The sequence below is a fragment of the Paraburkholderia sp. Ac-20336 genome (assembly GCF_017105025.1).
Lineage (GTDB): Bacteria > Pseudomonadota > Gammaproteobacteria > Burkholderiales > Burkholderiaceae > Paraburkholderia.
In genome coordinates, this window is record NZ_JAAGPS010000169.1 from 1 (window position 1) to 13,918 (window position 13,918).

Genomic DNA, 13,918 nt, shown 5'->3' on the forward strand with positions numbered 1-13,918 from the left:
GGTGCGCGGCTACGCACGCGCTCGCGGCGCGCCGGCGCGTGCAGTGGCGGCATCTGCGCGACGTGCCGATCGTCGCGACCGGGCGCGATCACGAACGCGCGGTCGACCAGATGCGCGCGAATCTGCCGGCCGAGGCGCGCATTATCCCGGTCGACGTCGTCGACAACGTCACGACCGCGTTCGGTCTCGCCTCGCAGGGGCTCGCGGTCACGCTGGCGCCGGCCTACGTCGCGCCGCTCGCGCGCACGTTCGGGCTCGTGATGAGGCGCATCGTCGATCCCGAAACGATTCGCGAGGTCTGCGTGTATCGCCCGACCGAACGCGCGCTGTCGCCGTCCGCCGATGGTTTCGCGGATTTCGTCATGCCATGGTTAAGGCGCTGGGATCGGGAGATGCAGAGCGAGGCGCGGGGAAAGCGGGAGTGAGGCTGGATGGCAGGTTACGCTGAAGGCGCTGACTGCCTCGACGCGCTCGCTCCGTCGATACGCTGCTGCGAATGCAATTCAACCAGGTTTTCTATTTTGGGCCTTCGCCCATGTACGGACAGCCTGCCGCACGACGATTATCTGATCTCTGCCGATCCGGGCAGCGACTTCAAATCAATCGTCGGCCTGTCTATGTCCTTGACCGTCTATCGCGGTCAGGGCGCCCCTCACACCCACAACGGGACAATCGATCCGCCTGGTGGGCAGCTCGGGCACGGCCCGGTCTGCCGTTTTCACTGCTCCCCTGATAGACGGAAACGAAATGGAAAAATCAAATTACACAAATGTGCGGGAAATCCAGAGTTTCCCGAACTTCCACGATGCCGAACTCTTGCGGATCGAGCACCGTCGCGATGAACGCGAGTTGGAGCTCGGCTTCAAGCGTGTCAATGGTGAAATAGAGGTCCTGCTTTTCAGGCAGGTGCTTGCCATGCGGATGCTGGATTTCGCGGAGCAAAATGTTGCCTCGCGCGTATTGCTGTCGCCGATACATTCGTTTTCCGTCAACGAGGTGAGAACCATCGTCGGATGGATTCGCAGCTGGGCCGACTCCAAACCCGTGCTCGTGTCTCAGGAGCAAGCGGAGCAGATCACTCAATCCGTACAGGCAGGAAAAACAGCGCTATTCGCACTGGATCCCTCATGCGGCGCTGAAGTCGCCGTCCTGTGTGAATCGGCATGGCTACGGCAACGCGATTGATCGCGTCGCCGTATTCGCCGGCCCCGGTCGCCTCAGAACCGATAGTTGATCGACACATCGGCAACCCCGGTCGCCCGGCTGTGCGTGATCGGACTGTTGCCCGCGCTGCCGACCAGTTGCTCGAATGCGCCATCCGCGGTGGCGAACCAGTGCCTGTTGAACAGCCAGACCGCGCTGATGCCGAAGCCCACCGACTTGAAGCCCGCGCTCGCGTGGTACGGCGAATACTGCGAGTGCGCGGCCTGCTCCTGATTGACGCCGAACCAGCTGTTCATGTATTTCGAGTCGGCAAGCGTCACGTTCGGACCGGCGAACCAGAAGAACTGCTTCGTGCTGCCGGGCATCGGCAGATAGGCGCCGAGATCGCCGGTCCACCCATTCGAGCCGCCGAAGTAGCGGCGAATGTCGGCGCGCACGACGAGCGGAAACGTCTTCGACACGACGTATTCGCCGGCCAGCTTCAGACCCGGCGCCGCGTTGATGTTGCCGAGTCCGTCGAGTTCCTGCGGATCGTCGCGCGCGCGCCGCCCAAGGTCGTAGACGGCGGCGAGACTCATGCGCCAGTTCTCGCCCTGCGCGAAGTTCGCGCCGAAGCCCTCGCCGCTCGACAGAAAGAACAGGTCCTTGTAGCGCACGTCGAGGCTCGGCCCGGCCACGACGTGATAGCGGTCCGAACCTTCGAAGCGCGGCTGGAACGACGTCGCCGCGCCGAGGCGCACCTGCCAGTCGGGGATGTCCGGCTGATACATCTTCTGCAGTGCAATGCCGGCCGAGTACTGCCACTCCCCGAGCGGCGACGGCGTCTGCGCGAAGGCGACGCCGGGCAGAAAGACCATTGCGCCAAGGGTCGCCTCGACGAGCGAACTCGCCGCGCTGCCGGTTTGTTTGTGGCGGAGCCTGCCGCCCCGCTTCTTTCTACGGCTGTTCAACACCAGGGGCCTCCGATCTCGCCTTGTCGCGAGGAGCTTGGGTCCTTGCCCGAGGTCCATGAGCGGACCTGAAACTCGGGCGACTGCCGCGCGGCTACTGACGGCAATGTAATTTTTCCAGTAGGAGATGCGGGCTGTACGGCATGCGCTTGCGCCGCGCTACTGCATCGGCGACGCGCGACGATCACGCCGTGCGCGGCTTTCGCATCAACGGCCGGGTTGCGGAAAATGGCCGCTGGAAAGCACTTACGCAAAATATGCGCCACGTTCGTGGTGATTCGATGATCGGGTGATACGGGCGCTGCTGCGGGAACGGCGTGCGAGGGATCGATGCGAAGATCGGAGTGAAGCGGTCGCGCCATGCGCCGCAAAAGAGCACGAACAACGACCGCCTTCGTCGCCCGGAAGACGACGAAGGCAAGGAAGAAGGCGTCACGGCGCCACTACTGCTGCGCTTCGACCAGCACCGGCTTGTCGCGATACAGATTGGGGAATAGCCGTTTCAGATTGACGATTTTCGGCATGTCGTTGATCGCGATATAAGCCGAATCGGGATGCAACGTCAGGTAGTTCTGATGGTACGACTCGGCCGGATAGAAGCCCTTGTACGGCTCCGCCTTCGTGACGATCGGCGCAGGAAACACATGCGATCTGTCGAGCTGCGCGATATAGCTCTGCGCCACCCGCCGCTGCGCGTCGTTGAGCGGGAACACCGCCGAGCGGTATTGCGTACCGCTATCGGGCCCCTGACGGTTCAGTTGGGTCGGGTCCTGAATCACCGAGAAATAGACCTGTAAAAGTTGGCCGTACGTGACCTTGCCCGGATCGAACGTGACCTGCACCGATTCGGCGTGGCCCGTTTCGCCACCGCTGACGGTCTCGTACTGTGCGGTATCGCGCGCGCCGCCCGAATAGCCTGACACCGCCTTCGTCACGCCGCGTACGTGCTGGAACACGCCCTGCACGCCCCAGAAGCAGCCGCCCGCGAACACCGCGGTTTCCTCGCGCGGCATGCCGGCGGCAAGCGGTTCATCGAGCGTGGGTGGCGCGATCGCGACCGCGGTCTCCGCCGAGAACGCGATGCGCTGCGTGAACACCAGCGCAAACAGGCCGGCGCCGAGCAGCGCGAAGACTGCTGCGGTACGTGAGCGAGCCGGAATACACGACGAGATCGACGAAAAAGCACGCAATAAGCCGCGAAACGAGGTACGAAAACTACGCTTGCCGAGATTCATTTTGCGTCTCCTCATTCAACCCGCACACTCGGTCGATACACCCCAGTCGATACGCTCGCGAATCGCGATGCGAGACCGCCGTCGATCTGAACAATGTCCGTTTGTTGCCGCAAAATCGTGATGTCATTCATGGTAATCGCTCCGGAAAAAACCATATCGTTCACGCGGTGCGATGCTGCATCCCGGTGCATGGATGCTTCTCCTCGCGCGTGACCCGAAGCTTAGTCGGCGGTCACACCGTTTTATGACAGCATGCGCGTCTTTTCTCGCGGCAGCACGACTTGCAGCGGGAATTTCGCAGAGAAAAACCGCCCTTCAACGGCTGCTTTTCGGCTTGTGCAGCTTCGCCGCGACGGCCCGCGCAAATAAAAACGGCAGCCCTCAGGCCGCCGTTCCGTTCACCACTACTACAGCATCGAGCGATACGATCAAACCGTTGCTTCGACCTGCGCTTCGCTCTCTTCGTCCGCGCTGCTGCGGATCAGGTGATCGAACGCGGACAACGACGCCTTCGCCCCCTCGCCGACCGCGATCACGATCTGCTTGAACGGCACCGTGGTCACGTCGCCGGCGGCGAACACGCCCGGCACCGAAGTCGCACCGCGCGCATCGACGACGATCTCGCCATGCTTCGACAGCTCCACCGTGCCCTTGAGCCATTCGGTGTTCGGCACGAGGCCGATCTGCACGAACACGCCTTCGAGTTCGATTGTCTTCACGTCGCCCGAAGCCAGGTCCTTGTAGGCCAGACCGTTGACCTTCTTGCCGTCGCCGGTGATCTCCGTGGTCTGCGCCTGCGTGACGACCGTCACGTTCGGCAGGCTGCGCAGCTTGCGTTGCAGCACTTCGTCGGCTCGCAGCGTCGCGCCGAATTCGAGCAGCGTCACTTCGCGCACGAGACCGGCGAGGTCGATCGCCGCCTCGACGCCCGAGTTGCCGCCGCCGATCACCGCGACGCGCTTGCCCTTGAACAGCGGGCCATCGCAGTGCGGGCAGTACGCCACGCCGTGATTGCGATACTCGCGCTCGCCCGGCACGTTGATTTCGCGCCAGCGCGCGCCGGTCGCGAGGACGATCGTCTTCGCCTTCAGCACCGCGCCATTCGCGAGACGCACCTCGTTGATGCGCCCCGGAATCAGCGCTTCGGCGCGCTGCACGTCCATGATGTCGACGTCATAGGCCTTTACGTGCTGTTCGAGCGCGGTCGCGAACTTCGGTCCTTCGGTTTCCGTCACCGAGACGAAGTTTTCGATCGCGAGCGTGTCGAGCACCTGGCCGCCGAAGCGCTCGGCCACGACGCCAGTCGCAATGCCCTTGCGCGCCGAGTAGATGGCCGCCGCCGCGCCCGCCGGGCCGCCGCCGACGATCAGCGTGTCGAATACCGGCTTCTTTTCCAGCTCCTTGGCAGCACGTGCACCGGCGTTGGTGTCGAGCTTCGCGAGGATTTCCTTGACGCCGCTGCGGCCCTGGCCGAACACTTCGCCGTTCATGAACATCGTCGGCACGGCCATGACCTGGCGCGCTTCGACTTCGTTCTGGAACAGCGCACCGTCGATCGCGACGTGACGGATGCGCGGGTTGATCAACGCCATCACGTTCAGCGCCTGCACGACTTCCGGGCAGTTCTGGCACGACAGCGAGAAATACGTTTCGAATTGATAGTCGCCGTCGAGACTGCGGATCTGTTCGATCACCGCGTCGTCGAGTTTGACCGGATGGCCGCCGACCTGCAGCAAGGCGAGGACGAGCGACGTGAATTCATGCCCCATCGGAATGCCGGCGAAACGGATGCCGGTGTCCTTGCCCGCTTCGCCGATCGAAAACGACGGCTTGCGTTCGCTGTCGCCGCGACGCTCGATCACCGTGACGCGCTCCGACAACGTCGCGATATCGTTCAGCAAGGCCAGCAGCTCCTGCGACTTCGCGCTGTCGTCGAGCGAAGCGACGAGCTCGATAGGCCTGCTAACTTTTTCGAGGTACGTTTTGAGTTGAGTCTTGAGATTGGCGTCAAGCATGGCTTTGCGTTTTCCGTGACGTGGGGTGTGGGGTTCCCGGCACCGCACGCGTCGGATAGAACACGTGCGGCCCGAGGACGCACGAAGCGCCGTATCGGGCGTTTCGCGCGGTGATGCACCGGAAAATACCGGGAAATGTCGACTACTGCCGCAGCAGGCGCTGCGCAGACCTTAGATCTTGCCGATCAGATCGAGCGACGGGGTCAGCGTTTCTGCGCCCGGCGTCCACTTGGCGGGGCAAACTTCACCCGGGTGAGCCGCGATGTACTGGGCAGCCTGAACCTTGCGCAGCAGCTCGCCGGCGTCACGGCCGATGCCGTTGTCGTGGACTTCGCACAGCTTGATCTCGCCTTCCGGGTTGACCACGAACGTGCCGCGCAGTGCGAGGCCTTCTTCTTCGATCAGCACGTCGAAGTTGCGCGAGATGGCGAGCGTCGGGTCGGCCAGCATCGGGTACTTGATCTTCTGGATCGTGTCCGACGTGTCGTGCCATGCCTTGTGCGTGAAGTGCGTATCGGTCGACACGCTGTAGATTTCCACGCCGAGCTTCTTGAAATCTTCGTAACGATCGGCCAGGTCACCGAGTTCGGTCGGGCAGACGAACGTGAAGTCGGCCGGGTAGAACACGAAAACCGACCACTTGCCCTTCAGGCTTTCTTCAGTGACGGTCGTGAAATCGCCATTGTGGTAAGCCTGTGCCTTGAACGGTTTGACTTGACTGTTGATGATCGGCATTTGCTGAGTCCTCTTTCTGAGTGGGTGGAAAGTGGAGTCAGTATGCCAAACCGAGCCCGATAGGTAAAGCGGATTGTTTAAATGATATTGATAGTCTGACACTATTTATTTTACCGGTGCCGACTATCGGCTCGCTTTGGGGGCCTGCGGCCAGGCCGCTTCAATCCTTCAGAAGCCGCCACAGCGTGGTCCGGCCGATCCCCAGTGCGCGGCTCGCGGCCGCGCGATTGCCGCCGGAGCGTTCAAGCGCGAGCAGCACTTCCTCGCGGGTCGGCATCGCGCGCGGGGCCGTGGCGTCCGCGGCGACGCCAGCGCTTGTCTGCTGCGCTTCGGACGCCGTTGCCGGCCCAAGCCGCCCGAATTCGGGAAACACCGCCTGCCAGTCCGCCGAGGCGTCGTCCGGCGCGCTGTTGCCAGCCATCGAACCGATATAGATCGCGGCGCGCACGAGCAGGTTTTCGAGCTCGCGGACGTTGCCCGGCCACGCGTAATTCGCAAAAAGCGGCGCCAGAAACGCCAGCACCCGTTCGAGCGACGCCGCCGGCAAGCCGTACTGCAGCGCGTTGCGGCCCAGCAGATGCCGCGCCAGCAAGGCAATGTCGGCGCGCCGTTCACGCAATGGTGGCAATTTTATCTGAAGCAGGTTTAATCGAAAATACAGATCCGCGCGAAACGCACCCTGCTCGACGAGCGCATGCAGGTCGCGGTGCGTCGCCGCGATCACGCGCACGTCGACCGGCGTGGCGCGGCTCGCACCGAGCTTCATCACCTCGCGCTCCTGCAGCACGCGCAGCAGCCGGCTTTGCAGCGCGGCCGGCATTTCGCCGATTTCATCGAGAAAAATCGTGCCGGTATGCGCGATTTCGAAGAGCCCCGGCTTGCCGCCGCGCCGCGCGCCCGTGAACGCGCCTTCCTCGTGGCCGAACAGTTCGCTTTCGATCAGCCCCTCGGGCAGCGCCGCGCAGTTGAACGCGACGAACGGATTGCCGCGCCGCGGGCTCGCGTTGTGGATGCCCTGCGCGACCAACTCCTTGCCGGTGCCGCTTTCGCCGCTCAGCAGCACGGTCGCGTCGTGCGCGGCGCCGGCCAGCGCGAGCCGGCGCACGCGTTCGAGCGCCGCCGACGCGCCGATCAGATCGTCGAGCCGATGCCGCGCGACCAGTTGCTTCGGCCGCTGGTTCGTGCGCAGCGAGCGGTCGATCCGCTGCGCGACGAGCGCGTCCTGCGCGGTCACGACGAAACCGGCGCGCGTGCCCTGCTCGACGATCGGCACGCAATTGACGATCAGCGCGCGCCCGCCTATCTGCTCGATGCGCTCGTCGACCGGCCGGTCGTGGCCGAGGATTTCGCGCAGCAGCGGCGCGAGCGTGCGTGTGACCTGCGATGACAGGTCGCCGGCGTCCTGCGGAATCGGTTTCCCGGCGCCTGCGAGAGGCGCTTCTTTCGCCGTGTCGAGCCTGAGCCCGAGCAGTTCGAGCATGGCCGGGTTGACGGCTTCGAGCTGACCGGCCTCATCGAACGCGGCGACGCCGTCGCGCAGATGCGCGACGATCGTGTTTAGCCGCACGCGCTTCGCTTCCTTCTGCCGGCTCACGCGCGCCAGTTCGACCGACTGCTCGAAGGCTTCCTCGACCGCCGCGAGCGAGTACAGGAAAACGCTCTCCATGCCGGCCTGCTGCGCCAGATCGCAGGCCATGCCGGCCCCGATGACGACGCCGCAGCCCTCGGCGGCCAGCTGTTCGACCACGAGCCGGACCTCGTCGAGCGACCGATAGGCGCGCTGCCGCAAATCGGCATTGAGCAGCGGGCTCAGATCGGCGAGTTCGTGCGCGATCGCCGCGTGCAGCACGAGCCCGATGCGCGCGCCGGGCCACGTGGCCGTGGCGCGCGTGATCGCGCTCAGCACGTCGAAGCCGTTCACCTTGACCATCACGACCGGCACGCTGAGGTTCTCGCGCAGATACGCGCCGTTCGAGCCGGCGGACAACACGACGTCGACCGCGCCCGCATCCACGTAGGCTTGCAGCGCCGCGACGGCCGCACCGTAGCCCTCGCGCACCGTGAAGAATTTCGCGCGTCCGGCGTAGCGCGGCTCGACCGCCTCGCACAGCGATTGCAGCCGGCTGATGCTGACGAGCGCGACGCCGGGACGGCCGGAATCGGCGTTCGAATTGAGGGGTGGGATCGGGTTGGCGAGAAACGGGCTGAAGGTGGACACCGTGGGGCTCCTGGTTGAAGCAGTGTCGATGAAACGTTTCAAGAAACGTTTCTGGAACGTTTTACTTATTCTGCCATGAACACCCCATGAACACCTTTTACCGGCTTATGTCACGCCAACCCTTGATCCGCCCGTTTGCCCCCGAAACACCAGTCAATGGCATGCTTCCTGCACAATGCTGCGTACGTTCCACCCACGCTTTTCTTCCGGAGACATAGCACCATGACGACAGCCGCCACCCGCCGCGCCGCGTTCCGCGCCAAGGTCAATCAACGCCAGGGCCTGCTCGTGCCTGGCGCGTTCAACGCGATGAGCGCACGCGTGATCGAGGACGCCGGTTTCGAAGCGATCTACGTCACCGGCGCGGGCGTCACCAATATGTCGCTGGGCCTGCCCGACCTCGGCTTTATCGGCCTTGCCGAAGTCGCCGAGCACACGGCACGCATTCGCGACGCGGTTGCGCTGCCGCTGCTCGTCGACGCCGACACCGGCTTCGGCAACGCGTTGAACGTGCGGCAGACCGTGCGCGTGCTCGAGCGCAGCGGCGCCGACGTGATCCAGTTCGAGGACCAGGTGATGCCGAAGAAATGCGGCCACTTCTCGGGCAAGGAAGTGGTCGCCACGAGCGAGATGGTCGGCAAGCTCCGCGCGGCCGTCGATGCGCGCGAGGACGCCAACCTGCAGATCATGGCGCGTACCGACGCGGCCGCGGTGCATGGCATCGAGAACGCGATCGAGCGTGGCCATCGCTTCATCGAGGCGGGCGCCGACATTCTCTTTATCGAGGCAACCGAGTCGCTCGCCGACATCGAACGTCTGCCGTCGCTGTTCGAGACGCCGCAACTCATCAACATCGTGATCGGCGGCAAGACGCCGGTGCAGTCGCGCGAAACGCTCGCGAAGCTCGGCTACGGCATCGTGCTGTACGCGAACGCGGCGCTGCAAGGCGCGCTGGTCGGCATGCAGCGCGCGCTCGGCACGCTCCGGAGCAACGGCCGCCTCGACGAAGACGCGACGATCGTTGCGCCGTTCAGCGAGCGTCAGCGGCTGGTTAATAAGCCGTTGTATGACCGGCTCGATAAGGAGTATGCGGCGAAGGAGTAAGGAGACGGCGGCCACTCATGGAAGCGCAGGCCGGCTACGTATTCTCGTGACCAGGCCTGCCGTTATCCGATCACGCCAGGATGGCGCAGGTACAGGCCTATTTGATGGTCGAATGCATCCATCGTCCCGAGATATTCCTTCTTGCAATACGATGCGATCTCTGCCCTGCTCTTTCCGCTGAAGTATGCGCTCGCGGGTTGAGCCTTCTTATAGTCGAATGCCGATCCGTAAATCGATGTAGACGCATATGCCGTCTGTGCTACCAGGCAAAGCAGCCCAAATAATCTAATGACGTGCATCATAGGCTCTCCTTTTTGTACGGATAGGTTCTCGAAGTGCTTGCCCATCGTCGGTTACGGAACGTGCGATGCGTCCCGCGAGATCGACCCCGTCCCGCGTGATCCAGGCGGATCAACGTTAGCCAGATTTCTCCCCTAATACAGTCAGACAGCTCTTAAACCCGCGTGCGGATCGCGCAAAACACATAAACCGCTTCAAAAACCAGGCCCCCGACAAAAACCGCTAACACAAAACCATCCACTACGCCCCCGCACCCCAACCCCCTGCACACCGCAACAATATGGCGCCATTTATTGCGTTACGATTCAGGGCTGGCGACCGGGCAAGCCCAAAGGCGGACCGACGTCTTCGCCAGGCCACCGCCACTCAGCCACCGTTCCGCGGCCGGTTTCGAATTTCTCGCCGATCCGCTCCCACGAACGCCGGCAAAACGCAATCGAAAGGCAATCGCAAGCACCATGAAGTCAAACTCCTCGCGCACCACGTCCCTGCTCGCCAACCGTCCTCACGCGCATGCGCTCATGCGCCCGGCAGCGGAGATCGCGCGATGAACGGCGCCGGCACCCGCAATGCGCACGTCGGCTGGCTGCCGTATATCGTCGCGGCCACCTTCTTCATGGAGTATCTCGACACCACCGTGATCGCCACCGCGCTGCCGCAGATGGCGCGCTCGTTCGGCGTCGGCCCGAACAGCCTGAGCCTCGGCATGACCGCGTACATGCTCGCGCTCGCGATCTTCATCCCGGCGAGCGGCTGGGTCGCCGACCGCTGCGGCGCGCGCACCGTGTTCGTCAGCGCAATCGGCGTGTTTACGGTCGCCTCGGTGCTGTGCGGGCTGTCGCAGAACGTCCCCGAGTTCACGGCCGCGCGGCTGCTGCAAGGCATCGGCGGCGCGATGATGGTGCCGGTCGGCCGGCTCATCGTCGTGCGCAGTACCGAAAAGGCCCGCATGATGCAGGCGATCGCGACCATCACCTGGCCGGCCATCGCGGCGCCCGTGGTCGGGCCGCCGATCGGCGGCTTCATCACGACTTACGCGTCGTGGCGCTGGATCTTCCTGCTCAACGTGCCGTTCGGCATCGCCGCGATCACGGTCGCGCTGATGCTCGTGCCGAACCTGCGCGAAACCGCCCGCAAGCCGCTCGACGTGGTCGGCCTCGTGCTGAGCGGCATCTCGCTGACCGCGCTCCTGTACGGCGCCGAGCTCGCGAGCCAGCCCGCCACCAACGTGTGGCTCGCCTGCGCGGTCATGGCGGGCGGCCTGCTGGTCGGCGTGATCGCGTTCCAGCACGCGAAGCGCCACCCGCATCCGCTCGTCGACGTATCGACGCTGAAGGTGCCGACGTTCTCGGTGACGGTCATCACCGGGTCGTTCACGCGCATCGGCATCGGCGCGGTACCTTATCTGATGCCGCTGCTGTTCCAGCTCGGCTTCGGGCTCTCGGCGTTCCACTCGGGTCTGCTGCTGCTCGCCAGCGCGACCGGCAACCTCGGCATGAAGGCGCTGACCACGCGCATCCTGAAACGCTACGGCTTTCGCATGGTGTCGATCGTCGACGTGACGATCGCGGGCGTGTTCATCATCGCGTGCGGGCTGCTGACGCCGAACGTGCCGCTCGCGCTCGTGCTGATCGTCGTGTTCGTGTACGGCGTCGCGCGCTCGATGCAGTTCTCGACACTCGCCACCCTGGCCTACGCCGATATCGCGCAGCCGCAGATGAGCGCCGCGAGCACGCTATGGAGCGCCGCCGCGCAGATGACGCTCGGCCTCGGCATCGCGTTCGGCGCGGTGTCGCTGCGCGTCGCGGCTCACCTGAACGGCGAGACGACCGGCCACGTTTTCACGCTCGACGACTTCCGTCTCGCGTTCCTGTTCGCCGGCATACTGACGCTGCTGTCGGTGCTCGGTTATAGAGGGCTCGCGCGCAATGCCGGCCAGAGCATCGGCGGCGGTTCGGGCAGCGGGGAGAATACGGAGAAAAACCCGGCGGAGAAGAGCCGGGCCGCGAAGGGCTGAGCGCGGTTTTATCCGCGTGATATGGCGCGGATGGATCGGCCCACGTCAGACATAAGCGCGCTCGCGCATCCACTTCGTCATGATCCATTTGTCGCCGGCCAGCACCGGCGCGCCGCCGTGCAAGGTCAGCGGATCGAGCTGGCGCCGGCCGTTCATATAGCGGAAATACACGGCGCCGCCCGCGCGCGCCGCGACCGAAATGCCCGCGTCGGGAAAGATCGTTTCGCCGCCCTCGGCGACGTCGTTCAGATAGATCACGAGCGTCGCGACGCGCTGGCCGCCGCGCGCGGTATGCACGGCGCTGCCCGGATGATCGGGCGAAAAGTAGTCGAAATGCGGACGGTATTCGCCGCTCGTGCCGTAATGCAGGACCTGCAAGCCCTCGCCGTTTTCGAGCGGCCAGTTCATCAGGCTCGCGATGCGCCGGTCGAGCGTCTCGATCAACGCGTCCTCGCCGCGCTGATACCAGACGCCTTCGCTGGTGCGATTGCGGATCACGTCCTCGCTACCGGTGACGGGATTGACCGTGGTCGAGCGTTTCAGCCGATGCCGCGAGCGCTCGATCAACGCGTCGCACTCCTCGGGCGATAGCACGTCGGCGAACACGATCAGTTGCGGCCGCTCGCAGCGCATCAGCACGCGCACGTCGCGATCGCCGGCGCGGATCAGGTTGCCGTGCGCGACCGGCGCTGCGTCGTAGAGGTAGCCGTGCGGCGCGGCGTTGGCGGCGGTGGTTTCGATGACACTCGCTTCGCTCGCGACCGACCTGCCCGCGGTTGCATTAACGGCTGCATTAAGGGCCGCATTAACGGTTACGTTAGCGGCGACCTTGGCGACGGCTGCGTCGATGATGGCGGCCTCGCTCGCAATCGCGCCGCCGATCGCTGAATCGGTGGCCGCCGCCTCGGTGGCGGCACGCACGGCGGCCCTGCGCTCGCTAACCGCCTTGTGCACGGCGACGCGCGCGGCCTCGGCCGCAAAGCCGGCCTGCACCATGACGTCGATCAGCGCATCCGGCAGGCAACCGCGCGCGACATTGGTGTCCAGCCATTCTTCCCATGCGGCATCCACGACCGGCATAGCGTTCCCTGTTCGTCCCACCCGCCAAAGCGCGGGCTCGAGTGGACGATCATAGCAAGCGTGCCATGCCAAAAAAGTTCGCCGGATGGCCAGGTCTCAAGAGCGGTTTTCAGCGGCTTTCCGGCGCCTTCCGGGCGAGTCCCGGTTGGCACTGCAACGGCATTGAAGCGACATCGCTACGCCGTTTCAACGATGCAGATGCCCACGATACAGCGTGAGCCCGCGGCGCGCCTGCGCCCTGAGCATGCGCTGCACGAGCGGCGACCAGCCGAACAGCGCGCCGCGCACGCCCATCGCCTGACGCATCCACAGCCACAGGTCGAAGCGGTCGCGATGCTCGACGATGAGCCCGTCGCGGAACGCGAAGCGCGCCTCGATCCGGTTGACCACGGGCCGCCCCGTCTGGGTGAACTGATAGCTCGCGACCCATTGCGCGCGGCCGCTCGCGTCGTCGGCCTCGATCTCGCCGAAGGTCAGCGAGAAATCCTGCGCGTGTTTGACGAGCATGCGCCACATGTCGCGCACTTGCTCGCCGCGCAGCTCGCCGAAGGCGGGATCGCTGAAGACGGCGTCGTCGGCATAGCAGGCGGCCATGGTTTCGGCGTCGCGTTGCTGGAAGGCGGTGTAGAAGCGTTCGATCAGCTCGGTGTTGGGATGGCTCATTGTTTCGATGTCGTGTGTTGCGTATTGCGGGAGCGCGCGGTATCGCACTCCGGAAAAACCGCCCGCTCGGGGTGGGTGGCGGGCATGGCGCACACGATATCGGAAAATGGCGTGAACGGGGGTTTTGGCGAATGTTTTGCGGCGGCGCAGCGCCTGCTGCTGAGGGAGTCCGGGCGCGCACGAACCCGGTACAAGCCCGCCATCAACCACGTACCAACCCGGCAAAACCCAGACAAAACCTGGCAAAAACCAGCTACAAGCGCCGCTACCCCCGCGACACGGCCCCTCGTCCCCTCGCGACTTCGGCCCTGCCCGCCAGCACCCATATCCCCGCAGCCACCGACGCCGCGACGAACGCCGCCACGCCCAGCGCCGCCGCAAAACCGCCCGCGAAGCTCGCGCGCGCGGCCGCCGTCAGCATGGCCTGCAAGGCCGGC

At 64.6% G+C, this 13,918-nt stretch carries 11 protein-coding genes; 4 read left to right on the forward strand and 7 right to left on the reverse strand.

The window, feature by feature from the left end; genetic code table 11:
* Both GXB81_RS28430 and GXB81_RS28435 read left to right on the forward strand, forming a co-directional pair.
* A partial coding sequence (locus GXB81_RS28430) for a LysR substrate-binding domain-containing protein (protein WP_241016555.1) occupies positions 1–425 on the forward strand: 425 nt, incomplete at its 5' end.
* A gap of 322 nt (positions 426–747) precedes the next feature.
* Positions 748–1,185, forward strand: coding sequence for a hypothetical protein (locus GXB81_RS28435; RefSeq protein ID WP_205990938.1), 438 nt, complete (start codon positions 748–750; stop codon positions 1,183–1,185).
* A 32-nt stretch (positions 1,186–1,217) separates the two neighbouring features.
* Here the strand turns inward: GXB81_RS28435 and GXB81_RS28440 are convergent, their stop codons facing one another.
* The 5 genes from GXB81_RS28440 to prpR all read right to left on the reverse strand — a co-directional run bounded on the left by GXB81_RS28440 (position 1,218) and on the right by prpR (position 8,317).
* A complete protein-coding gene (locus tag GXB81_RS28440; RefSeq protein WP_167281770.1) occupies positions 1,218–2,117 on the reverse strand; it encodes a MipA/OmpV family protein in 900 nt (299 codons plus the stop codon).
* Between the two features lie 440 nt (positions 2,118–2,557).
* Positions 2,558–3,349, reverse strand: coding sequence for a peptide-methionine (S)-S-oxide reductase MsrA (gene msrA, locus GXB81_RS28445; RefSeq protein WP_205990939.1), 792 nt, complete (start codon positions 3,347–3,349; stop codon positions 2,558–2,560).
* A gap of 428 nt (positions 3,350–3,777) precedes the next feature.
* Complete coding sequence (gene ahpF, locus GXB81_RS28450; RefSeq protein WP_205990940.1) at positions 3,778–5,364, reverse strand: alkyl hydroperoxide reductase subunit F; 1,587 nt, start codon at positions 5,362–5,364, stop codon at positions 3,778–3,780.
* A 171-nt stretch (positions 5,365–5,535) separates the two neighbouring features.
* A complete protein-coding gene (gene ahpC, locus GXB81_RS28455) occupies positions 5,536–6,099 on the reverse strand; it encodes an alkyl hydroperoxide reductase subunit C (protein ID WP_167041731.1) in 564 nt (187 codons plus the stop codon).
* Between the two features lie 160 nt (positions 6,100–6,259).
* Positions 6,260–8,317 carry a propionate catabolism operon regulatory protein PrpR gene (prpR, locus tag GXB81_RS28460; protein WP_205990941.1) on the reverse strand — a complete coding sequence of 686 codons (2,058 nt, stop codon included), beginning with the start codon at positions 8,315–8,317 and terminating at the stop codon, positions 6,260–6,262.
* Positions 8,318–8,539: 222 nt separating this feature from the next.
* On the opposite strand from prpR, the gene GXB81_RS28465 reads away from it, so the two are divergent.
* Together GXB81_RS28465 and GXB81_RS28470 are read left to right on the forward strand one after the other, a co-directional pair.
* The gene (locus GXB81_RS28465; RefSeq protein WP_205990942.1) at positions 8,540–9,421 is read left to right on the forward strand and encodes an oxaloacetate decarboxylase; all 882 of its coding nucleotides are present in this window, start codon (positions 8,540–8,542) and stop codon (positions 9,419–9,421) included.
* 847 nt (positions 9,422–10,268) lie between these two features.
* Positions 10,269–11,738 (forward strand): MFS transporter, encoded by a 1,470-nt coding sequence (locus tag GXB81_RS28470; RefSeq protein ID WP_205990943.1) that lies wholly within the window; start codon positions 10,269–10,271, stop codon positions 11,736–11,738.
* A 45-nt stretch (positions 11,739–11,783) separates the two neighbouring features.
* Here the strand turns inward: GXB81_RS28470 and GXB81_RS28475 are convergent, their stop codons facing one another.
* Complete coding sequence (locus GXB81_RS28475; RefSeq protein WP_241016557.1) at positions 11,784–12,818, reverse strand: 2OG-Fe(II) oxygenase; 1,035 nt, start codon at positions 12,816–12,818, stop codon at positions 11,784–11,786.
* Positions 12,819–13,004: 186 nt separating this feature from the next.
* Entirely contained in the window at positions 13,005–13,481 is a 477-nt protein-coding gene (locus tag GXB81_RS28485; protein ID WP_205990944.1) for a nuclear transport factor 2 family protein, read from the reverse strand.
* Between the last annotated feature and the right edge of the window lie 437 nt (positions 13,482–13,918).